The sequence below is a fragment of the Candidatus Flexifilum breve genome (assembly GCF_016713355.1).
Map to the genome: position 1 here is coordinate 406,836 of NZ_JADJPI010000035.1, position 21,330 is coordinate 428,165.

The window sequence follows — 21,330 nt, forward strand, 5'->3', positions numbered from 1 at the left end:
TGAAAACTTACTGACCATCTAGGCCGAGGTCGGCGGCATGGTCCTGCATCGCTTTGAGCACCAGCGGCACATGAAACTCCCATAGGTCTACGCCAAGTTCCGCTGTCGCCTGTTCGATTTCCTCGCGATTCACGCCCGCGGCGAAGGTCTTGTCTTTCCACTTTTTCTTGATCGATTTCGGTTCTACGTCAGTGATATTCTTGCTCGGGCGCACCAGCGTGACGGCGGTGATCAACCCAGTCAGCTCATCGACGGCGTGCAGCGTCTTGTCACGCAGGGTGACGCGTTCTGCCAGCGGGCCGTGGCTGAGAATCGTCTGCACATCAGCCTCCGCCAGCCCACGTTCACGGAGAATCGGCGCGCCGTCCATCGGATGCTGTTCCAGCGTCGGGTGAATCTCCCAGTCGAAGTCGTGCAGCAAGCCGACTAATCCCCATGAGTCCGCGTTCTCACCGTAATGCTGCGCATATCCTCGCATCGCGAACTCGACTGACAGCATATGCTTGCGTAGGCTGTCTGACTTGACGAACTCGCACACGATCCCCCATGCCTGATCGCGATCCATGACGAAATTTCTCCAGTTTCCCTGAAAAAGACCAGCAACGGCGCGATTATACTGTTTATGGACGTTTCACGGAAACCGCATGATGAACGTCACTAGGGTCGCCGCTCCGACCGGATCTATGCTGCCAATAAATGCACCTTAGGAGACTGCACCATGTACGTCAAAATCAACCGCAACGTGTGTGACCATCAACTGCCGATCTGTGAACGCTGCTTAGGCAAGTTTCTGAAGAATCCGCTGGGTTACGAGCGCCAATGCTTCGAGGAAGTGCGCGAAGATGGCAGCGACCTCCTGACCATCGACCTGCACACGGGCAAAGACGACATTCGGTTGGAATTGACTGAGGAACAGCGCCAACTGATCGGCGGTGAAGGCTGGTCGGAATTTGTGGAGATTGCGATCCCCATGTACCGCGTCACCACAGAAGATCCCGTGTAACGCCCTGCCCAACTAACAAAAAGACCGCCGCGAGCGCTCGCGGCGGTCTTTAATTTCAGCAGTGCGCGCTACTGGCCTTCGAAGACCTGTACGGTGATCGTCAGCGGCTGGCCGATGAGAATTTGCCCCGGCGTGCGGAGTTCAAAGACGCCGCTGTAGGTCGCGCCCGTGCGCGGCGTACGTCCGGAGAACGTCAGCGTAACATCTTCCCCGACATTGACGCGCTCCCGCACAAAGATGCGATCCACGAGGTTGAAATCTTCCCCACTCACATACGTCAGTGATGTGTTGCGCTCCCACGGGCATGTCCCCGTGTTCACGAACGTAATTTGCCGAACATAGGGTTGGTCGGCGCGGAAGAAATCATCATCCGGCGGCTGTTGATCGCTGATCGCATAATCGAAATCACACGCGGCAATCGTCGCCGTCTGGAATTCGTAGAACTGCGTCGCCATGATCAGCGTCATCGTCAGGTCGATGGTCGGCGTCGGCGTGATGCTCGGCGTATTCGACGGCGTCGGCGTCGGCGTGAACGAGGCAGTGAACGTGCTAGTTGGCGTATTCGACGGCGTATACGTGCTTGTCGGCGTATTCGACGGCGTGAACGTCTCGGTCGGCGTATTCGACGGCGTGAGGCTGCTCGTCGGCGTCGGCGTGGGCGTATAGGTGAAGGTCGGGGTATTCGACGGCGTGAACGTCTCGGTCGGCGTCAGCGTGGCCGTGAAGGTGCTTGTCGGGGTTTCGGTCGGCGTCAGTGACGGGGTGAACGTCGCCGTGGGCGGCAGCGTCTCGGTCGGCGTGGATGTCGCGGTGGGCGTCGAACTCGGCGTCGACGTCGCGATCAGCGCGGCCAACCAGGAACGGCCATCATCGCGAGGAACGAGGGCAAACGCCCCGCCGCCAATGCCGATCACCGCGACCAGCAGCAGCCACAGCGGCCACGACGGACGGCGCTGACGCTCCCGGGGTTCGGGTGCCATCACCATATCATTGGGACGCGACAGGTCAATCGACGACCGCCGCATAGTGGAACGATCCCGCGGCGACAAATCGAGCGTGTCATATTCCGCCGGGACGGGTCGGTGCGGACGGTCGACTTTCACTACCTGATCAAAGCTGACGACTTGCCCGCGCTCGACCTTTTCGAGATCGGCGATCAGGTCGGTGGCCGACTGGTAGCGCTCGTCCGGGTCTTTGGCCAGCAGCCGCTGAATGATCTTGTCGACCGATTCAGGCAGGGACGGATTACTGACACGCGCCGACGGCACCGGATCATTAACATGCCGCAGGATGACGGCGATGGGCGTATCGCCTTCAAATGGCAGATTCCCGGTTACCAGTTGGTACATGATCACGCCGAGCGAGTAGAGATCTGACCGCTCGTCACCCGCTTCACCGAGCCCCTGCTCCGGAGCCATGTAGGCGGGCGTGCCGACCATGCCACCGCTCGCTGTGAACTGGATGCCCGTGACGATTTTGGCAATGCCAAAGTCCGTCAGCACAATGCGGCTGTCCGAATCCAGCATGAGGTTAGCTGGTTTCACATCGCGGTGAATCATATTCTGGCTGTGCGCATAGGCCAGTGCGCTCGCGGCTTCACGCACGACGCGCAGCGCCTCTTTGAGCGGCATGAGCTCGTGCCGCGTCTGCAAATCGGTGAGGACATCCTTCAGGGTCGGCCCCTGAATGAGTTCCATCACCATATAGTAGCTTTCGTTATCGGGGTCGTTCTCGAAGTCGTACACCTGCACGATGTTCGCGTGTTTCAGGCGCGCGATATGCTTGGCTTCTTTTTCAAAGCGTTCCTTGAATTCGGGATCGTCAGCGAGGAACGCATGCAGGACCTTGATCGCGACGAAGCGGTCAAGGCTAGCATGATACGCGCGGTAGACTTCTGCCATGCCGCCACGACCGAGCCGCTCAATTATCTCGTATTTGCCTAATTTTCGGGTCGCCACGATTGCAATGAACGCCTTATTACGGGACAGAGCGCACTGTTTTTTGCCTGCGCCATCAGTATACCGTAGATCAAGCGTGGCTCAAATGAGGAATCGCGTTATTGAGGGACGAAGTTGCCCTTGTCCCTCAATTGTAACAATTTTGAATCAACCGCCTGCCGACACGCCCTGGATGCCACCTTCGGTCATCTTGCGCGCGTCGAGCGCCGCGTCCGCCGCTTCGGCGGTCATGTAGCCGAGCTCGACCACGATGTCGCGGATGCTCTTGTTCTCCGCCAGCGACTTCTTGGCGACTTCAGCGCCCTTCTTGTAGCCGATGATCGGGTTAAGCGCGGTCACGAGGATGGGGTTCTTCGCCAGCCACGCGGTCGCGCGGTCGCTGTTCGCCACCAAGCCGACAACCAGCTTGGTCGTGAAGGCATTCACCGCGCCGATCATGACCAGTTCGCTTTCAAACAGGTTGTGCGCAATGATCGGCATCATCACGTTGAGTTCCAACTGCCCCGCCTGCGAGGCCAGCAGCACCGTCAAGTCGTTGCCCATGATGTGGAACATCGCCTGATTCAGCATTTCGGCCAGCACGGGATTGACCTTCCCCGGCATGATCGACGAACCGGGCTGCACGGGCGGGCACGTCAGTTCGGCGAGGCCGGTCGTCGGGCCGCTCGACAGCAGACGGATGTCGTTGGCGATGCGGCTCAGATCCTGAGCGGTCGTACGCAGTGCCGACGAGAAGAACGTCGCGTCACCCATCGACTGCATCGATTCAAACAGGTTGTCCGATTCGTACAGCTTCAACCCACTCAGTTGGCTCAACTTGGCAACCATCCGCTTGTGGTATTCGGGGTGCGCGTTGAGCGCGGAGCCCGTCGCCGTGCCGCCGATGCCCAGTCGCCGCAGCCCTTCCGCCGCCAGCGCCAGTTTTTCCATGCTGCGGCGCACTGCTTTCGCCCATGCGCCGACTTCCTGACCGAGCCGCACGGGGACGGCGTCCTGCAGGTGGGTACGACCGCTCTTGACGATGTCATCCCATTCAGCGGCCTTCATCTCGAAAGCTTCGGCGAGCGCGCCCAGCGCTTGCAGCAGTTCGTCGAAGCGCCACAGCGCGCCCAACCGGATCGCGGTCGGGATCGTATCGTTGGTGCTCTGCGCCATGTTGACGTGATCATTCGGGTTGACCGGCTTGCTGGGATCTTCCAACTGGTAGCCGAGGATTTCGTTCGCGCGGTTGGCGATCACTTCGTTGATGTTCATGTTGTGGCTGGTGCCCGCGCCCGCCTGGAACGGATCGACCACGAACTGCGCCTGCCACTTGCCTTCGAGCACTTCGTCGCCCGCCTGCATGATCGCGCGCGCCATCTTCTCGTCGAGTAGGCCGAGGTCGAGGTGAACCTCCGCCGCCGCCCGCTTGATGAGCGCCATCGACCACACGAACGCCGGATATGGTTTCAAACCACTCACCGGGAAATTCAGCACCGCGCGCTGCGTCTGCGCGCCGTAGTATGCGCCCGCGGGCACCTGCACCTCGCCGAGCGAGTCCTTCTCAATGCGATAATCAGTCACGCTGTTCGCTCCTAGAATTTTCAATAACAAAGGCGTTACGCATTGTAACGCCTTCGCAGAAATTAGTGTATTGTCGGGACGCAAGTCCGGCGGGTGACGAATGTCACCTAGCCGGGGTTAGCGGGCAGCGTAACGGCGCGCGACTTCCGCCCAGTTGACCACATTCCAGAACGCATCGACATAGTCGGGACGGCGATTCTGATACTTCAGGTAGTACGCGTGTTCCCACACGTCGAGGCCGAGAATCGGCGTCTGGCCGTCCATGACCGGGGTGTCCTGATTCGGGGTCGAGGTGATGCTCACCGAGCCATCCGACGCCACAACCAGCCACGCCCAACCCGAACCGAAACGGCCGGTCGCGGCGGTCTTGAACTGCGCCTTGAAGTTGTCGAACGAGCCAAAGGCCGCGTTGATGGCGTTCGCCAGATCGCCGGAGGGCGCGCCGCCGCCATTCGGGCTGAGGATCTGCCAGAACAGCGTGTGATTGGCGTGACCGCCGCCGTTATTGCGGACCGCGCCGCGAATGCTTTCCGGCACGGCGCTCAGGTTGCTGATCAGTTCTTCCAGCGACTTGCCCGCCAGTTCGGGCGCGCTTTCCAGCGCCTTATTCAGGTTGTTCACATAGGCGGCGTGGTGCTTGCCGTGATGGATTTCCATCGTCATCGCATCGATGTGCGGTTCAAGAGCCGATTTCTCGTAAGGCAGCGCGGGTAATTCGAAGGCCATGTGTGCGTACTCCTTAATATTGGTCGCGATAAAACTCATTTTAGTGTATCACGGGTAGTTTCGGTTTTCACGACAAACTGGTCTTTTGTACAGGGCATTCATCGAATGTTAAGATTGCCGACTGCATCGAAAGGCGCTCTATGACCAACCGAAAAACTGTGCCGTCACAGGTCTATTTTGTCATGCTCGCGGGCATTGCCGCGGTCTCGATGGCGGCGATTTTCATCCGCTTTGCCATGACGGAGGGGATCCCCGCCAACGCGATTGCCGCGGGTCGTCTCACTCTCTCCGCGTTGATCTTGACGCCCTTCGCCCTGCGCGGCCACTGGCCTGCCCTGCGCCAGCTCTCGCGCCGCGACCTGCTGCTCGCCGTCGCCTCCGGTTTCATCCTCGCCATGCATTTCGCAACGTGGATCGCCTCGCTCGGCATGACCAGCGTGCTGATCAGCGTGGCGTTTGTATGCACCGGGCCGCTGTGGGTGGCCATTCTCGAAGTGATCTTCCTGCGCGCGCGGCTGGCGCTGCTGGTGATCGTCGGCCTGGTCGTCGCCTTCATCGGCGGGCTGGTGATCGGCGTCGGCGGCGACTCCGCTGCCCCCTTGACGGGTGAAGCGTTGATGGGCGGACTGCTGGCGCTGGCGGGCGCAGTTGCCTTCGCGATCTATCTGGTGATCGGGCGCAAGCTGCGCGCCAAGCTGTCGCTCATTCCGTACATCTGGCTGGTGTACGGTTTCGCCTCCGTGTTCCTCCTGCTGCTCGTGGCGGCGACGGGCACGGCGATCACGGGCTACAGCGCGCAAGGCTACTTCTGGATTCTCCTACTCGCCATCATGCCGCAGTTAATCGGCCACTCGTCGTTCAACTACGCGCTGCGCTATCTGTCCGCGACCTTTGTCGCCGTCGCCACGCAGATGGAACCGATTGGCAGCGCGATTGCCGCGTTGATCCTGTTGAACGAAACGCCGACTTTGCAGCAGGCCATCGGCAGCCTCGCCATCATTGGCGGGGTGATTCTCACCAGCCTGGGGCAGCAGACCAGCGACAGCACCGAGACAGCCGAACACGCCGAGGAATTGTAGTCGGTTCCTCGGCGGTGTTCTCTGTGGAGTTCATCGTTGGGTGTTACCCTTGCAGTCCCGACAGGTTGAAGCCGAGATACTGCGTCGGGCCGGGGTAATACTCGAAGAGCGGCGCATCCTGCGGGTACATCACGGGCTGCAAAATGGGCAGCAGCGAACCATCGCGCGCCATTTCCTGCAGTGTATATTCGACGAGCAGTCGGAAGTCGATATCATTGCGCGGCACGGCCATGCCGAAGTATTGGCGGCTGTACCACACGGCGCGACCATCGGCATCCGTCAGCAGTTGGAGCGCGCCGTCGCTCCCTTCGACGTTCGGCATCAGCCTCAGGCTGTCGCCGATCACCACACGGGCATTGTTGTCCACCAGCATGGTATAGGCCGCGTCCTGTTCGCGCAGAATGATGAAGAAGTCATCGACAACCGCGCGTTGATCGGCGGCGAGCTGCGTCACTAGTTGGCTGACGCCGGATTCATCCTGAAACACGCCAACGATCTGCCCGCGCAGGTCGCCCAATCCGCCGATTTGCGCGTCGCTGCGCAGCATCATGCGCAGGCCGTGCAGCAGATAGTAGCTGCTGAAATCCACACGATCTGCCGCGTTCCAGTCGGGCGTGACCCCAATGGCGATATCCGCTTGCCCATCGGCGACCAACTGCGCCGGATCGTCGCCGGGAACAGGCTGGACCGTCACATTCCAGCGCATGGCCATCGCATTGATCAAGGCCCGGTTGACGCCATCCAGGCGCCGCTGGCTTTCTGGTGCATCCGGGGGCAGATCGCGCAGGCCAGCGACGCGCACCACGCGCGCCGACTGCAAATTCGGCACGACGTACTGGCGCGGGAATGGCACATCCGCGGCGAAGTTGGCGGGCTTCGGCGCTTCGTCGCCGATATTCGTCCACGTGACGAACGTGCTGCCGGGGTAAACCGCTCCCTCAAAGTAGGCTTGATGCAGTTCGTTCAAGCGACCGTTAGCGTAGAGATATTGCAGCGTCCGATTGACCAGATTACGCAGATTCACGTCCTGCCGCTGCAGCGCGATCGCGTACGGTTCGGAGAGCACTGGCTCGTCGACAAAGCGAAAGTTTTCGGCTTGAAAGCGAATCGTCCGCTGAACGCGCACATAATTGTCGACCACGCCGTCAATCTCATTCGTCATCAGTGCCGCGAGCGCCCGGTCCAGCGTCGGGTAGCGCGTCACACTGAAGGTGTAGTCGCTGCGCATTTCCCAATCCGCGACCGCAAGTTCACCGCGCGTACCCATCACGATGCCGATCTTGCGATCCGCCATGTGACCGAGCACCGTCGCGCCATCGCCATTGCGCACGAGCAGCACCTGCGTACTGGGATAGTAGGATTGGCTGAATTCCACGCGGTTGTCGAGCTCACGCAGATGCGGCTGAGCGGCGATCAGCAGATCGATGTCGCCATTCGCCACCAGTTCAATCCCTGTCTGTCGGGTCGCCTGCACGAATTCGATAGTCACGCCCCACGCGTCGGCAATACTGCGCGCGAGGTCAGCATCGAAGCCCGTTTGTTCGCCGCGCACGTTCAATTCGCCGAACGGCGGCTCGTTATACAGAATCCCGACGCGCACTTTGCCCTCCCGGGCAATGCGTGCCACCCCCGACTCCGACGGCAGCGCATCGATGAAATTCGGCGGAGTCGTCGGGACGAGCGTCGGCGGCACAAGAGTCGGCGCGGTTTGACCACTCGGCGCAGCGGTCAGCAAACCGCCGGAAAGGCTGACAAGGAGCAGCAGCAACAGGCCCAACCAGAGTCGTGATTTAGTCATCGTGGTATAACCTATTCGTTTCGATATACGATAAGACGGGCGCGGGCACAACATAACGCACACTGTGCCCAGCGACCAGTCGCGCGGCGATCTCGCTGGACGAAACCCCAAGCATGGGCGACTCCGTCATGATCACGCGCTCGACTAACCCGGGCAGAACCGCCTCGTGCATGTCCGGATAAGCGATCGCATCCGGTCGCCCCATTACCACCAGCGTACAGAGCGTGATCAGTTCCTGTGGTCGGCTCCACTTGACCAGATCGCGCAGCGAATCTCCGCCCATGATGAAATACAGTTCGGCTTCGGGAAATTGCGCCCTGAGCAGGCGCAGCATGTCGACGGTGTAATGCGGACCGGGACGATCAATGTCGACCCGCGATACGCTGAACTCCGGTCGATCCTGAATAGCCGCCGTGATCATCGCCAGTCGATGGTCGACCGCTGCGCGGGTACCGCGTTTGTGGGGTGGATCCGCGGCGGGCACGAACAGCACGTGATCGAGCGGCACGGCGTCGAGCGCGTATTCGGCCAGAATCAGATGGCCGATGTGCGGCGGATCAAAGCTGCCGCCCAGAATTCCCAGACGCATCGCTTAGTCTGACCACTCCAGCTCGTTCTCGCCGATGAAGACAGAATCGCCTTCCTGCACGCCCGCTTTACGCAGCGCTTCCGTCACGCCGAGCGTATCCAGCATTTTCTGGAAGCGGTAGACCGCTTCTTCGTAGTCCCAGTAGGTGCGGGCAGCGGCGCGTTCAATGCGCTGACCGACCACGCGGTACTCGCCATCACCGAGTTTCTCGATGGTGAAGACGGCTTCATCTTCTTCGGGTAGTTCGTAAATCGGCATCTCTTCAACCGTGAACGGCTCGGTTTCGGGCAGTTTGGCGAACTCTTCGAACAGCCGCCCGATCAGCTTCTGCACGTTCAGGCGCGTCATACCGGAAATCGCCATCGGCTTTTCGATGCCGCGGCTCTTGAGCGCCGCTTCGATCTCGGGCCAGCGTTCCTGCACCTCGGGCATATCCAGCTTGTTGACGACGACGATCTGTGGTTTTTGCGCCAAGCGGTCGTCGTACAGCGCCAATTCGGCGTTGATCTGGTTGAAGTCCGCGACCGGATCATCGGCGAGGCCGTTCAGCAGATGCACCAGCATGCGCGTGCGCGTCACATGCCGCAGGAAGGCGTGCCCCAGCCCCACCCCCATGTGCGCCCCTTCAACCAGACCGGGGATATCCGCAACCACGATGTCACTCATATCGAGCGTCACTACGCCGAGATTCGGCTCCAGCGTCGTAAACGGGTAATCGGCGATCTTCGGGCGCGCATTGCTGATGACCGACAGCAGCGTCGATTTGCCCGCGTTCGGCACGCCGACAATCCCCACATCCGCGATCAGGCGCAGTTCGAGGATCACCCACATTTCGATGCCGGGCTCGCCTTTGTCGGCGATACGCGGCGCTTGGTTGGCCGCCGACGCAAAGCGTGAGTTACCGCGTCCGCCGCGCCCGCCCTTGGCGATGATCACACTTTCGCCGGAGCGTACCAAATCGGCGAGGATCTGTTCATTATCAGCCCGGCGTACGACCGTCCCCGGCGGCACTTCCACGATGACATCTTTGCCATCACTGCCCGCCTTATTGCTCGTGCCGCCCTTCTCGCCATGCTGCGCGCGGAAGTGGATGCGATTGCCAAACGGCGCGAGCGTGTTCATCTTCGGGTTGACCTTGAAGATGATGTCGCCCCCCTCGCCGCCATCGCCACCTGCCGGGCCCCCGTGTGGGACGAATTTCTCGCGGCGAAAAGCGATGGCGCCGTCGCCACCGTTGCCGCTCTGCACAAAAATCTTGACTTGATCGATCATGATCGTCCTAACATTCGACTTCAGGAATCGTATCGGGCTGTCCCGCCCGATACCAAGCAATCGTCCGGCGCGCCCCTTCGAGGAACGGCGTCGGCACGAAACCAAGTTCGCGCTGCGCCTTGGCGCTGGTGACGCGCCAGTCATTATACACATAAGAACGCAAGGTGATCGGGTAGAACGGCTCCTGCCGTGTGACGTATGCGATGCCCGACAGAAAGCGAGCGAACGCTTCCCCTAACCAATCCGGGATGTTCAGACGCGGGTACCACAGCCCGGCCTCACGTGTGATGATGTCAAAGGCCGCTTGGTGCGTCAGCGTCTCGCCGCACACATTGTAGATTTCGCCGGGACGCCCGGCCGTCAGAGCGCGTACGATGGCCTGTGCCACATCGCCGATGTACGCCGGAAACGTGATATAGCTCCCACCGTTGATCTGCATGATGATGCCGCGCATCGGGTCACGGAAAAACAGGCGGTTGAAGGCATACGAACCGAGCGGACCATAGAAGGCGCCGGGGCGCAGCACGACCAGCGGCACACCGTGGTCGGCGTGGTAGCGGAGCGCGAGCTGTTCGGCTTTGTATTTGCTCCGCTGGTAATTGTCAGCCGGGTGTGCCGGGTGCTCCTCATCGACGATCCCACTCGGCGTGCCGATCAGCGCGACCGTCGAGACATGTACGAAGCGCTGCACGCCGTTCGCGGCCTTGAGGACATTTTCCGTCCCACCAACATTGGTCGCGTCAAACAGCGCCTGTTCGCCCCAAAACCGAAACAGCCCCGCCGCATGAATGACATAGTCACATCCGTCCAGCCCCGGCGCCAGACTCGTCGGATCGAGGACATCCCCTTGAACGGCACTGACCTGCGGATAACGTGTGAGCCAAACGTGCGCTTCGGGGTGGCGGGCAAGCACCCGCACGTGATAGCCAGCGCGACACAGGGTTGGAATGAGATGTCGACCTAAGAAGCCGGTCCCGCCCGTAATAAAGATCGTGGAGGTCAATGGGTTGCCTGACTGGTACTGCGACGCGGTGGTCTGACGCGGACTGCTTTAATAGTCGCGTCCAAACGATGTGGGCATATTCGACGTTTCGCGGATGCGCCGCCGCGCACTGCCCCACGCCACCGGGAGTTCCTGCACAAAGTGATCGATCTTCCAGCGGCGGGATCGACTGTCGTAGTGCATGCGGTACACGACTGCCCCATCGCCGAGATCCTGGGTGTTGAGGCGCTGCTGCGTTTCCCGGTTATACGTCGCCATGCGCCGCCCGGTCTGGTGATCGACGATCAGACAGTCGCCGCCCTGCGCGCTAAAATGGCGCACTTCGATTGTGTGATCGCAGCGCAGCACGCCGACGATCCCCGGCAGCGAGGAATCGCGGTTGCTCATGAGTGCTTGCTGGTGGCGCTTGAGGAAGGAACCACTCAGATGAGCCGGAGCCTCGGACCACTGCGCCGCCCACGCTTCAAACGTGCTGTCATGCAGCCAATTCACGGCTTCAAAATAGTGCAGACGGACCTGCTGCACGACTTCTTCTGGTGCCATCCATTCTGCTTCCGCATTTGTGCGGCGCATTTTGCTTTCCCAGGGTAGTTGAGACATGGCAAGACGCTCATATTCAGTCGGGCTGATTCTGAATGAGTCTACTGGTCACGCCCCCAAAACACAATGGGTGGTTAGCTCTTCAAAGCCGTCCAGATGTTCTGGCGCAGCTGCGGCAGTTTGATTGGTTTCACCAGATAGCTGTCGACCTTGGCGATAGTCAGGGCGAAGACTTGATCCGCTTCCGTCGCATGCGCTTCGGCCAGCACAATGACATGAATGGGCGTGCTGGAACCGATTTCCCGCACTTTAGCGATCAGTTCGTAGCCGTGCATATCCGGCAGCTGCAGTTCCATGACGACGACATCGGATGGCTGCTCTTCGAGGCTGAGCAGCGCATCACCGCCCGTCGTCGCCGTGCACACGTCCATCAATAGGCCAGTCAGCAGCTGGCAGATTGAGTGCGATTCCTGCTCATCCTTGACGATGACCATCGCGCGCTTGCCCGCAAACAGGCTCGTATCGGTCTGCGCCGCGATGATGTCGTCCAGATTGAGGTGATCGGTTTCCGGCGTGCGCAGCGCGAGATCATCGCGCTTGCGCTCGATGAACGCGACCGCCGTATCCTTAAAGATGTCCGGAGCCGCACCGCTCAGCATGCGCTGCACGGCCTCCGCATCTTTCAACTGAGCGAACGGCTGTTCGTCCTTATTGAAGATGGCGACGACGCCTTCATGTTCCGTCGCCCAATACTGGTCGATCAGTCCGAGCGCCTGTAATTGATTGAGCACATCATCAAAGCGCTCGACGGGCAGTGTTGTGTTCAGGTAATACGAGCGGACGCGGCTCGTCGAGCGTTCCTGCGTCCGCAGCATTCCGAAGCGATTATTCTCTGGCAGGGCATATACCCACACATAGGTCCGGTTGTAATGTTCGATGATGCCCGCGCTCTTCAGACGTTCGAGCTCGTAATCATGGATCAAGTGGCCGAAGTCATGCTGCGTGTAGGGACGGTACGTCCCGGACATCAAGTCCTGAACCGTGTGCTCGCTCCACTGCACGACCGGGTTGCCATCGGCCAGCACGAAGATCTGGTAGCGCGGGATTGCCGCTCCGTTGTAGGTCCTGTTCATAGGTCCGCGTCAATCGAGGTTGACGAAATACGATGCCGCGGAGCGGTCGATCATGTCCTTGCTCAACACGGGCGGTTTGTTCAGGTACGTCGCGATATCCAGCAGTTGATTGATCAAGTCACGCGGATGGACAGCCCGCAGCGCCCGGTTCTTGCTGATGTACCATTCCTTGAGCAGATAAGCCAGCGCCTGCTCATCGTACTTGACGCCCTTCGCGGTACATACGCGCTTAAAGATATCGCGGAACTGCTCGTAAGTCGGGTCTGTGATCTCGATTTTGTGGCGGATACGGCGCAGGAAGGCTTCGTCGACGAGATCGCGCGGGTCGATGTTCGTGGAAAACACGATGAGCACGAAGAAGGGGATTTCAATCTTGCGCCCGGTCGCCAGTGTCAGGAAGTCAACGCCCTTTTCGAGCGGCACAATCCAGCGGTTGAGCAGATCGCGCGGACGTACTTGCTGGCGGCCAAAGTCGTCGATGAGGAACATGCCGCCGTTGGCTTTGACCTGGAACGGCGCTTCATAGTACTTGTTGATCGAGTCGTAGACGAGGTCGAGGCCGCTGAGCGTGAGTTCACCACCGACCATGATCATCGGGCGGCGGATGCGCACCCAGCGCGGGTCCATGACGACGCCCGTGCCGAGCTTGGTCGACATATCGTCCGCGAGTTCATGGTTGACGTTGTCGAACACGCGCACGATCTGCCCGTCGACGTCGAAAGCATAGGGAATCCAGATGGTATCACCGAGCACGAGCCGCCCCACCTGCTCCGCGACGGTCGTCTTACCATTGCCGGGCGGGCCGTACAGGAACATCGAGCGTCCGGAGTTGATTGCCGGGCCAATGCGCGCCAGCATATCATCCGAGATGACGAGGTGATTGGTCACCGTCTTCATCTGTTCTTCGTGCACAATCAGGCGTTCTTTGTTCTGCGAGCGCAGCGAGGCGATGTACTGCTGAAGCGTCACGGGCGCCGGGCCGGCATACTGCGAGCGCTCCAGAGCTTCACGCGCCTTGGCCGCGCCCGCGTTCGAGATCAGATACTGGAAGCTGGCTTCACCTAGACCGCCGGAGCCCTTCACTTCGATGAATTTCTCGCGCTTGAGGAAGTCAATCACCGAATCGAGCACACCCGTAAAGGGCAGTTTGACGATGTCGGAGATGGTATGCCCGGACATATACCCGCCGAAGTACAGCACCTTCAACACAAGTTCTGCAACCGCCAGCAGGTTGAGCCCGGTATCGTTGAGTGAGTTGAGCGGCGGAGGCGACCATGCGCCGCCCAGTTCGCCCGTCGCCTGGCGCGGTTGGTTAGGATTCGGCTTGGGCTGAATTCGATTGATTGGAGGATTGCTCATCGATTGATCCCTTAGTCGTAAATGAAGGCTGTTTGACGCATTATCGCATGCCCATTATATATCCGGTTTGCAATCCGCATGTCGTCCGTTCATTGAGACTAGGACAAAAAGCTTGCTTGAACACCACATATGTAGTAAAGTTACGCTCCATTATGAATCAGACCCACTGCGTTGAGCTGACCAAACATGATTGACCAGATCCATTGGCTAGGACACGGAAGTTTTGTCATTCAGGGATCGCCGCTGATCTATATCAACCCGTGGCGCATTCTGCGGACGGATCAGCCGGCTGACGTCATCCTCGTGAGTCATGACCATTATGATCGCTGCTCGCTCGCGGATATCAATAAGCTGCGCGGCGACCAGACCCGTATCATTGGTAACGAACGCGTTGCGCAGGAAATCCCCGGCTGCACTGTGCTCCTGCCGTGGCAAAGCATTGCCGTCGACCGGGTATGCATCAAAGCGGTCCCCGCCTATGATCCGAGCGATCCCCGTCCAGCAGCGAAGGACAGCGGCCTCGGTTTTGTCATCTCCGCCAACTACTACGACATCTACTACGCTGGCGACACGGGTGTCATTCCGGAAATGGCCTCCATTCATCCGGATATCGCCATTCTGCCGATTGATGGACGCGGCACCCTCTCACCGCAGCAGGCCGCGGAGGTCACCGACCAGATGCGCCCGCGCTGGGTCATCCCCTGCAACTGGAGCTTGAGCTCGTCGGGCGCGAACAAGGTCGACGCGGCGTTGTTCCAACGGGAAGTCGGCAGCAAGTCCGAAGTTGTGCTGCTCACCCCGGATCGCTAACAATCGTTTAGACACCGAATCAAAACGGACGAGGTTAACCTCGTCCGTTTTTGTTGGTTCGTGCGTTTACGCCGCGGTATCGAGCGGCTTGTGCTCGTCGGCGACCTTGGCGTCGTCCCACGTGACCCGTTCGCCCGAGCTGTTGAACACCAGCGGCGTTGACACGCCCGTCACGACGTCCGCATCGATCACGACGCGCTGAATGTCATCGCGCCCCGGCGCTTCGAACATCACGTCAAGCAACCGGCTTTCGATGATCGAGCGCAGACCACGCGCTCCCGTGCCACGTTTCAGAGCGATATCCGCCGCCGCGCCGAGCGCCGAGTCATCAAACGCGAGTTCCAAGCCATCCAGCGCCAAAAGCTGCTGGTACTGCTTAACGAGCGCGTTCTTCGGTTCGACCAGAATGCGCATGAGCGCCGCCTTGTCCAGCGGTTCGACGTTGACCAGCACGGGCAGGCGTCCCACAAATTCGGGGATCAGGCCGTACTGAATCAGGTCTTCCGGCGCGACATGCTGCAGCAGTTCGCGTTTGTCGGTGATATTAATTCGTTCTTCTGTGTTCTGCGCGGTGAAGCCGATCGCGCCCTTGCCACCCACTCGCTTGCCGATCACATCATCGATCCCGGCGAACGTGCCGCCGCAGATGAAGAGGATGTTCGACGTGTCGACCTGCAGGAATTCCTGGTGCGGATGCTTGCGTCCGCCCTGCGGCGGCACATTCGCCAGCGTGCCCTCGACGATCTTAAGCAGCGCCTGCTGCACGCCTTCGCCGGAGACATCGCGGGTGATCGACGGGTTATCCGCCGACTTGCGCGCAATTTTGTCGATTTCGTCAATGTAGACGATGCCCTTTTCCGCGCGGGCGATATCACCATCGGCGGCCTGAATCAGGCGCAGCAGGATGTTCTCGACATCTTCGCCAACATACCCCGCTTCGGTGAGCGAAGTCGCGTCGGCAATGCAGAACGGCACATCCAGAATGCGCGCCAGGGTCTGCGCGAGGAGCGTCTTACCGCTCCCCGTCGGGCCCACGATCAGGATGTTGCTCTTCTCCAACTCCACGCCGTTCGCCATGCCGCCATTGCGGATGCGCTTGTAGTGGTTGTACACCGCCACACTCAGCACACGCTTGGCATGTTCCTGGCCGACGACATATTCGTCGAGGTGCGCCATGAGTTCACGGGGGAGCGGCAGGCGCTCAAGGTTGATCCCCAGCTCTTCGCGTCCATAGTTCGGGTTTTCCTCGAACAGGATGCGCTGGCACAGTTCAACGCAGTTATCGCAGATGAACACCCCATCGGGTCCCGCAATCAGACGTTCAACCTCGTCGTGACCGCGCCGGCAGAATGAACAGCGTTGGTTCGTTGGCGAAAAATTCACTTCGTTAATGCTCCCATAGGAACTTTCGTGCTTTCGAGCACCGAGTCGATGAGGCCGTACTCCACACCCTGCTTGGCGCTGAAGTAGATGTCGCGGTCGGTGTCGCGTTCGATGACTTCCAATTCGCGCCCGGTGTGGAACACGAGAATCTGATTCAGGCGTTCCTTCAAGCGCATGATTTCATTCGCCTGAATGACGATGTCGGACGCCTGCCCCTGCGCGCCGCCCAGCGGCTGGTGCATGTGGATAGTGGCGTTCGGCAGAGCATAGCGCAGGCCCTTGGCGCCCGCCGTCAGCAGCACCGTACCAAAGCTCGCCGTAATGCCGACCGCGGTGGTTGCCACGGGCGCGCTGATCTGCTGCATCGTGTCGTAAATCGCCATGCCGGAGTACACCACACCACCGGGGGAGTTGATGAACATCTGAATCTGGCGTTCCGGGTCCTGGCTTTGCAGGAACAACAGCTGCGCCACAATCAGGTTCGCGATCTGATCGTTGATCGGTGTGCCGAGGAGGATGATGCGTTCCTTCAGCAGCAGGGAGTAGATGTCATACGCGCGTTCGCCGCGGCTGCCCTGCTCAATCACCATCGGAATAACGTTTTGCGGGTACATTAGGCAGACTCCTCTTTGTCTTCGGTACTCTCGGTGCTGGTGCTTCCCGCTTCTGTCGTGGAAGTCTCCGCCGCCGGGGCTTCGCCCTTGGCAATCGTGATAATGCGATCAATCACCGCCTCACGCAGGAGATCATTCCGCACACTGTCGCGCATCTGCGGCGCGTCAAACATCTTGCGAATGTCGTCCTTGCGTTCCGCCCCAAACCGTTCGATGACGCGGTCGATTTCGGCGTTGATACTCTCTTCGGACACATCGAGCGCCTCAGAACTTACCAACTGCCGCAAAACCAGCTGCCGCTGAACTGTCTGCACCGCCATCGGACGGTAGTCGGCATACATATCATCCGCCGACTTCTTGTAAATCGACATATAGTCTTTGAGGGTCATCCCCTGCCGCCGCAGCCGCTGATCGAGGTCTTGCATGAAGTCCTCAACCTGATCCGCGACGACCGCTTCCGGGAAGCCGATTTCCGCCTTTTCGACCAGCGCGTCAATCGCACGGCGCAAGAAGTCTTCGCGGTAGCGATCCGAGGACGTCTTTTCAAGGTTCTCGCGCACACGCATGCGCAGTTCCAGCAGTGACAGTGGCTTTTCCTCGTCCTTGGTCACGCGCGCGGCGAAGTCGTCTGTCAGTTCGGGCAGCGTCACCACTTCGACCTTCTTGACCGTGGTGGTGAAGTGCACCTTCTTGCCCGATGCATCGCCGTACTTGTCCGTGTCTTCCGGCACGCTCAGTTCGAACATGCGCGTATCGCCTTCGACCACGCCGAGCAGCTGCTCATTGAAACCGGGGACGGGTTCGCCATCTGCATCCAGAATGAAGCCCGCGTCATGCTCGTGCATGAACGGTTCGCCATGCTGGTGATCGTGCGTATCCGCTTCGTCCTCGCCCTCTTCGCCTTCCGCGTGCTCGTGTTCTTCACCCTCTTCTATAATGTGCGAGTGAATATCGACCGTGACGCGGTTGCCGAGCACTGCGGGCTGCGAGCTCAATTCGACGACCGCTTGCTCCTCTTGCAGGTTGCGCAGCGCGAGATTCACGTCGCGGTCTTCAACCGCGGGCGGCGCAAAATCGAGGCGGAACGACTGGTAATCCTTGAGATCTACCGATGGCTGGAGCGGCAGCGCGTACACGAACGCCGGCGGTTCCGGCTTGAAGTCAACCAGTGAACCCGGACCATACGGATCAAGCCCCGTTTGCGGCAGCGCTTCCTGATAGATGGTGTTGCTCAACAGCTCGACGGCTTCTTCGAGGATCGCCGCTTCGCCGACGTAATTGGCAACGAGGCGGTACGGCGCTTTGCCTTTACGAAACCCGGGGATATTGACTTTTTTGGAGATTTCTTGCGCGGCTTGTTTCTTTGCCTGGTCGAGGCGTTCAGCTTCGAGTTCGACAGTGACACGAGCGGTATGATCTTCAAGACGTTCCGTTTGAATGTTCAAGAGACTATCCTTCGCAGAAGCGATTGCTTGCCATTATAGCAATTGAGTGTTAGAGAATTATATGTGGGGAAAGAGGGACCGTTCATGCCTGCTGTCGCCCCCATACTCCGCTAGTTCGCTTCACCAATTGACTAAAGCCGATTCATAATACTGTTCATTGTACAACATACGCCCTCTTAGAACAGGGGAAATTCGACCACAGAATCCGGCAACTGTGTTTGCCGTCCGTGCGCTCTACTCAGAATCGGGAACGTTCCACGCTCCAGCAGTCGGTTTGCTCTCAAATCAATTCTCCAGTACGCTGATGAAATCGACCACGGATAATTTAAGGGGAAATAAGATGGCAGCCCAAAGCTGGACCTATGAGTCATTGGCGCAGGCGGACAGCAGTACCCTTGAACAAGTCCTTCTCACCGGAACTGCTCCTGACCCGGAGCAGTTGAACGGCTATATCTACTGTGGCTGGAATCACGAATGGGTTGGGCATCTTTCCGGCAAAAAGTTCAAAAAGGGTTTTTGGAAGAAAGATGGTCGGAATTTCGGCTATAACGAAATTGTCATTCAGGACTACCAAGAGTACCGGGGCGCTTGGAACGTCAGAATGTGGCGGGGGCGGCCCATCCAGCTCGGGTACTTCAGAACGAGCCTTATCGCGCAAGAGCCGCCGCAGCCACTCTATGCCCCCTACCAGCATCTCGGACACTTCAACTACAACATCGATATCAACACCGGGATCAACCTGCCATTTCGCTTTATCCGCGATATGGTGGTGCTGCCTAACGCGGGCGATCACAGTCTGATGTTGTGCAAAGCCTACCTGCAAGGCTTCCACTGGCTCAACGTGTTTTACTGCTATTTCCTGCTGGGGCATCGCCAACCCATCGAATACTTGCCGTATTGGGCGCAAGAGACGGAGAGGGTGTGATGCAGCCCGACATCCTCTTTCAGACGCTGGCGTTTCGCAATCTAAGCGTGAAAAACCGGGTCTTCCGCTCAAACATCTCCGGTCGCTTCGACAACTATGACGGTTCTGGCACTCAGGCACGCATCAACTGGGAACTCAAGTTTGCGCGTGGCGGCGTCGGCGCAATCATCTCTTCGTTCGTGCCGGTGTCCATTCGCGGACGAATTCTGCCCAACTACGCGACTATCCATCGCGACGAAGCCATTCCGTTTTGGCGGCGCTTAGGCGAGCAGGTTCACGAACATGATTGTCGGTACATTTTGCAGTTAAGTCATGCGGGGCGACAGCAGGATGCCGGCGGCGTGGAAAATCTGGGCAAAAAGGCACTCAGCTCAACCAGTCGAACAGAATCATTTCACGGGTTCCAGTGTAGCGCCATGACGACCGCGGAGATCAAGAGCACTATTCAGGATTTTGCCGCTGGAGCGCGGCGCGCGCGAACGGCGGGGCTCGATGGGATCGAATTGCACGGCGCTAACGGCTACCTGATCACCCAGTTCCTCAGTTCAGGCATCAACGATCGCCGCGATGAGTATGGTGGTTCTTTAGAGAACCGCGCGCGCTTCGTGCTGGAGGTCGTCAGAGCGATTCGTCAGGAAGTCGGCGCGGACTTTCACCTCCAGATGAAGATCAGCGCGGTCGATGACAACAACGCCGTCATTCCGTGGGAAAAACGGGGCAACACGCTTGAAGACTCAATTCAGATCTGCCAGTGGTTGGAGGCGGCGGGGGTCGATGCGATCCACGTATCAGCGGGCAGCCTATTTCCGCATCCACGTAACCCTATGGGCGGCTTTCCCGCCGAAGATGTTTTGCGTGCGTATGACTCGATCATCTCCAGCGGCCTGTACACATTTCGGAATTTTCTGCTCCTCAGTTCTCCGCCGGGGAGAATGATTTTTCGGCTCTTGTGGAAGCGCGCACAAGGCAAAATCATTGAGGGTGTCAACGTCACGAATGCCCGCGCGATCAAGCAGGCCGTCACCGTCCCCGTGATCTGTACCGGGGGTTTCCAGACCGCATCGGTAATCCGGCGGGTCATCAGTGCGGGGGACTGCGATGCCGTCTCTATCGCGCGCTCGTTGATCGCCAATCCGGATCTCGTGCAGACTTTCGCTTCCGGCCTAGACCGTCCCAGTAATCCCTGTACCTATTGCAACAAATGCTTAGTCAATGTCCTGGAGAATCCGCTGGGATGCTATGAAGTCTCGCGTTTCGGTGGGGATTATGACGCGATGATCCGGGAAGTGATGTCGGTTTTTGAGACTACGGGTTTCGAATAGCACATTTAGGGGGAGTGTAGGGCAGGCAATCGGTGACACGTATCAGGTTTTCAAGTGGGGAAAAAGGGACTCGAACCCTCACCTCGTAAGAGACATGATCCTAAGTCATGCGCGTCTGCCAATTCCGCCATTCCCCCTCAGGCAACTACATTATAGTCAAGGCGAACAATCGCTACAAGGGCAAGTTGCCCTTCAGGCTCACCCCGTCATCCTCGCCTTCACCTTCTGCAACCTTCGCCAGAATCGCGTTGATCATCATCTGCGCGAACTGAAACAGGCCCTGCAGCTGCGTAATGCGTTCTACGTAGAGTTGAGCCAACTGCTGATCGGTCTCGCCCATCTCCGGCATAGCCGTCTGCAAGCGCTGGATATTGGCGTTCATCACTGAAATCGCCCGATCCACGTCGCGCATCTCGCGCCCTTTGATAATGTTCGTGATGATCGTCCAGAAGTCAGTTTCCGCTTCGTAGAACTTCCGGCGTCCGCCGCTGCCCCGCACCCACACCTGCCGCACCATCCCCAGGTTTTCGAGCGTGCGCATGTTCATGCTGGCGTTGGCTTTGGAGATATCCAGACGCTCGACCAGATCATCGAGGCAGAGCGGCTTATCACTCAACAACATGGCTGCGTATAACTGCCCCATGACTTTGCTAAAGCCGAAGTAGTCGAGAAGCTGCCCCAGACCGTCCAGCATACTCTCATGGACAGTTCCAAGAAGTGCCTCGGTCCCTAACTCTTTACCGTTCGGTTTTGCCGACATGCCGCAGCCTTTAAGAACTCACGCGGGGAATATTCTTAACGGTCATTG

At 59.1% G+C, this 21,330-nt stretch carries 20 protein-coding genes and 1 tRNA gene; 5 read left to right on the forward strand and 16 right to left on the reverse strand.

Annotated elements, in window-relative coordinates; translation table 11 throughout:
• Positions 1 to 7: 7 nt before the first annotated feature.
• Positions 8 to 565, reverse strand: a complete 558-nt coding sequence (locus tag IPK17_RS24690) for an HD domain-containing protein (protein WP_343420358.1) — start codon at positions 563 to 565, stop codon at positions 8 to 10.
• A 153-nt stretch (positions 566 to 718) separates the two neighbouring features.
• Here IPK17_RS24690 and IPK17_RS24695 point away from each other — a divergent pair, with 153 nt between their 5' ends.
• Positions 719 to 1,003 carry a hypothetical protein gene (locus tag IPK17_RS24695; RefSeq protein WP_343420359.1) on the forward strand — a complete coding sequence of 95 codons (285 nt, stop codon included), beginning with the start codon at positions 719 to 721 and terminating at the stop codon, positions 1,001 to 1,003.
• A gap of 68 nt (positions 1,004 to 1,071) precedes the next feature.
• Here IPK17_RS24695 and IPK17_RS24700 read toward each other — a convergent pair whose 3' ends face one another.
• The 3 genes from IPK17_RS24700 to IPK17_RS24710 form a co-directional block, all read right to left on the reverse strand.
• Positions 1,072 to 2,961: a protein kinase domain-containing protein gene (locus tag IPK17_RS24700; RefSeq protein ID WP_343420360.1), complete on the reverse strand. Its 1,890-nt coding sequence runs from the start codon at positions 2,959 to 2,961 to the stop codon at positions 1,072 to 1,074.
• A 147-nt stretch (positions 2,962 to 3,108) separates the two neighbouring features.
• Positions 3,109 to 4,524 (reverse strand): aspartate ammonia-lyase, encoded by a 1,416-nt coding sequence (locus IPK17_RS24705; RefSeq protein WP_343420361.1) that lies wholly within the window; start codon positions 4,522 to 4,524, stop codon positions 3,109 to 3,111.
• Between the two features lie 117 nt (positions 4,525 to 4,641).
• On the reverse strand, positions 4,642 to 5,250 hold the full coding sequence (locus IPK17_RS24710; protein ID WP_343420362.1) for a superoxide dismutase: 609 nt from the start codon (positions 5,248 to 5,250) through the stop codon (positions 4,642 to 4,644).
• 140 nt (positions 5,251 to 5,390) lie between these two features.
• Between IPK17_RS24710 and IPK17_RS24715 the strand changes: the two genes are divergently transcribed.
• Complete coding sequence (locus IPK17_RS24715; RefSeq protein ID WP_343420363.1) at positions 5,391 to 6,329, forward strand: DMT family transporter; 939 nt, start codon at positions 5,391 to 5,393, stop codon at positions 6,327 to 6,329.
• A 43-nt stretch (positions 6,330 to 6,372) separates the two neighbouring features.
• On the opposite strand, the gene IPK17_RS24720 is transcribed toward IPK17_RS24715, so the two are convergent.
• From IPK17_RS24720 to IPK17_RS24750, 7 genes are all read right to left on the reverse strand, one after another.
• On the reverse strand, positions 6,373 to 8,127 hold the full coding sequence (locus tag IPK17_RS24720; RefSeq protein WP_343420364.1) for a transporter substrate-binding domain-containing protein: 1,755 nt from the start codon (positions 8,125 to 8,127) through the stop codon (positions 6,373 to 6,375).
• Positions 8,120 to 8,716, reverse strand: a complete 597-nt coding sequence (gene nadD, locus IPK17_RS24725) for a nicotinate-nucleotide adenylyltransferase (protein ID WP_343420365.1) — start codon at positions 8,714 to 8,716, stop codon at positions 8,120 to 8,122. Before nadD ends, IPK17_RS24720 begins: the two co-directional genes overlap by 8 nt.
• Positions 8,717 to 8,719: 3 nt before the next feature.
• Positions 8,720 to 9,988: a GTPase ObgE gene (obgE, locus tag IPK17_RS24730; RefSeq protein WP_343420366.1), complete on the reverse strand. Its 1,269-nt coding sequence runs from the start codon at positions 9,986 to 9,988 to the stop codon at positions 8,720 to 8,722.
• A gap of 7 nt (positions 9,989 to 9,995) precedes the next feature.
• Positions 9,996 to 10,991, reverse strand: coding sequence for an NAD-dependent epimerase/dehydratase family protein (locus IPK17_RS24735; RefSeq protein ID WP_343420367.1), 996 nt, complete (start codon positions 10,989 to 10,991; stop codon positions 9,996 to 9,998).
• A gap of 48 nt (positions 10,992 to 11,039) precedes the next feature.
• Positions 11,040 to 11,591: a hypothetical protein gene (locus tag IPK17_RS24740; RefSeq protein WP_343420368.1), complete on the reverse strand. Its 552-nt coding sequence runs from the start codon at positions 11,589 to 11,591 to the stop codon at positions 11,040 to 11,042.
• Between the two features lie 74 nt (positions 11,592 to 11,665).
• Positions 11,666 to 12,664 (reverse strand): response regulator transcription factor, encoded by a 999-nt coding sequence (locus IPK17_RS24745; protein ID WP_343420369.1) that lies wholly within the window; start codon positions 12,662 to 12,664, stop codon positions 11,666 to 11,668.
• Between the two features lie 9 nt (positions 12,665 to 12,673).
• Entirely contained in the window at positions 12,674 to 14,023 is a 1,350-nt protein-coding gene (locus IPK17_RS24750; protein WP_343420370.1) for a DUF8689 domain-containing protein, read from the reverse strand.
• A gap of 186 nt (positions 14,024 to 14,209) precedes the next feature.
• Between IPK17_RS24750 and IPK17_RS24755 the strand changes: the two genes are divergently transcribed.
• Positions 14,210 to 14,833, forward strand: a complete 624-nt coding sequence (locus IPK17_RS24755; RefSeq protein ID WP_343420371.1) for an MBL fold metallo-hydrolase — start codon at positions 14,210 to 14,212, stop codon at positions 14,831 to 14,833.
• Positions 14,834 to 14,899: 66 nt separating this feature from the next.
• On the opposite strand, the gene clpX is transcribed toward IPK17_RS24755, so the two are convergent.
• Genes clpX through tig form a run of 3 tightly spaced genes read right to left on the reverse strand, consistent with a single transcriptional unit; the run spans position 14,900 to position 18,275 of the window.
• The gene (gene clpX / locus IPK17_RS24760; protein ID WP_502749413.1) at positions 14,900 to 16,225 is read right to left on the reverse strand and encodes an ATP-dependent Clp protease ATP-binding subunit ClpX; all 1,326 of its coding nucleotides are present in this window, start codon (positions 16,223 to 16,225) and stop codon (positions 14,900 to 14,902) included.
• Positions 16,213 to 16,830 carry an ATP-dependent Clp protease proteolytic subunit gene (locus tag IPK17_RS24765; RefSeq protein WP_343420373.1) on the reverse strand — a complete coding sequence of 206 codons (618 nt, stop codon included), beginning with the start codon at positions 16,828 to 16,830 and terminating at the stop codon, positions 16,213 to 16,215. Before IPK17_RS24765 ends, clpX begins: the two co-directional genes overlap by 13 nt.
• The gene (tig, locus tag IPK17_RS24770) at positions 16,830 to 18,275 is read right to left on the reverse strand and encodes a trigger factor (RefSeq protein WP_343420374.1); all 1,446 of its coding nucleotides are present in this window, start codon (positions 18,273 to 18,275) and stop codon (positions 16,830 to 16,832) included. The genes IPK17_RS24765 and tig overlap by 1 nt, the downstream gene beginning before the upstream one ends.
• Before the next feature lie 340 nt (positions 18,276 to 18,615).
• On the opposite strand from tig, the gene IPK17_RS24775 reads away from it, so the two are divergent.
• Both IPK17_RS24775 and IPK17_RS24780 read left to right on the forward strand, forming a co-directional pair.
• Positions 18,616 to 19,200, forward strand: coding sequence for a hypothetical protein (locus IPK17_RS24775; protein WP_343420375.1), 585 nt, complete (start codon positions 18,616 to 18,618; stop codon positions 19,198 to 19,200).
• Positions 19,200 to 20,522 carry an NADH:flavin oxidoreductase gene (locus IPK17_RS24780; RefSeq protein ID WP_343420376.1) on the forward strand — a complete coding sequence of 441 codons (1,323 nt, stop codon included), beginning with the start codon at positions 19,200 to 19,202 and terminating at the stop codon, positions 20,520 to 20,522. Before IPK17_RS24775 ends, IPK17_RS24780 begins: the two co-directional genes overlap by 1 nt.
• A gap of 55 nt (positions 20,523 to 20,577) precedes the next feature.
• Here the strand turns inward: IPK17_RS24780 and IPK17_RS24785 are convergent.
• Both IPK17_RS24785 and IPK17_RS24790 read right to left on the reverse strand, forming a co-directional pair.
• Positions 20,578 to 20,659 (reverse strand) — tRNA-Leu (locus IPK17_RS24785).
• Between the two features lie 35 nt (positions 20,660 to 20,694).
• Positions 20,695 to 21,282, reverse strand: coding sequence for a GbsR/MarR family transcriptional regulator (locus IPK17_RS24790; protein WP_343420377.1), 588 nt, complete (start codon positions 21,280 to 21,282; stop codon positions 20,695 to 20,697).
• Positions 21,283 to 21,330 lie beyond the last annotated feature (48 nt).

Coding starts and splice junctions, on each gene's coding strand:
- IPK17_RS24690 (WP_343420358.1), bottom strand. CDS start 565: ATGGATCGCGATCAGGCATGGGGGATCGTGTGCGAGTTCGTCAAGTCA.
- IPK17_RS24695 (WP_343420359.1), top strand. CDS start 719: ATGTACGTCAAAATCAACCGCAACGTGTGTGACCATCAACTGCCGATC.
- IPK17_RS24710 (WP_343420362.1), bottom strand. CDS start 5,250: ATGGCCTTCGAATTACCCGCGCTGCCTTACGAGAAATCGGCTCTTGAA.
- IPK17_RS24715 (WP_343420363.1), top strand. CDS start 5,391: ATGACCAACCGAAAAACTGTGCCGTCACAGGTCTATTTTGTCATGCTC.
- IPK17_RS24720 (WP_343420364.1), bottom strand. CDS start 8,127: ATGACTAAATCACGACTCTGGTTGGGCCTGTTGCTGCTGCTCCTTGTC.
- nadD (WP_343420365.1), bottom strand. CDS start 8,716: ATGCGTCTGGGAATTCTGGGCGGCAGCTTTGATCCGCCGCACATCGGC.
- obgE (WP_343420366.1), bottom strand. CDS start 9,988: ATGATCGATCAAGTCAAGATTTTTGTGCAGAGCGGCAACGGTGGCGAC.
- IPK17_RS24740 (WP_343420368.1), bottom strand. CDS start 11,591: ATGTCTCAACTACCCTGGGAAAGCAAAATGCGCCGCACAAATGCGGAA.
- IPK17_RS24745 (WP_343420369.1), bottom strand. CDS start 12,664: ATGAACAGGACCTACAACGGAGCGGCAATCCCGCGCTACCAGATCTTC.
- IPK17_RS24750 (WP_343420370.1), bottom strand. CDS start 14,023: ATGAGCAATCCTCCAATCAATCGAATTCAGCCCAAGCCGAATCCTAAC.
- IPK17_RS24755 (WP_343420371.1), top strand. CDS start 14,210: ATGATTGACCAGATCCATTGGCTAGGACACGGAAGTTTTGTCATTCAG.
- IPK17_RS24765 (WP_343420373.1), bottom strand. CDS start 16,830: ATGTACCCGCAAAACGTTATTCCGATGGTGATTGAGCAGGGCAGCCGC.
- IPK17_RS24775 (WP_343420375.1), top strand. CDS start 18,616: ATGGCAGCCCAAAGCTGGACCTATGAGTCATTGGCGCAGGCGGACAGC.
- IPK17_RS24780 (WP_343420376.1), top strand. CDS start 19,200: ATGCAGCCCGACATCCTCTTTCAGACGCTGGCGTTTCGCAATCTAAGC.
- IPK17_RS24790 (WP_343420377.1), bottom strand. CDS start 21,282: ATGTCGGCAAAACCGAACGGTAAAGAGTTAGGGACCGAGGCACTTCTT.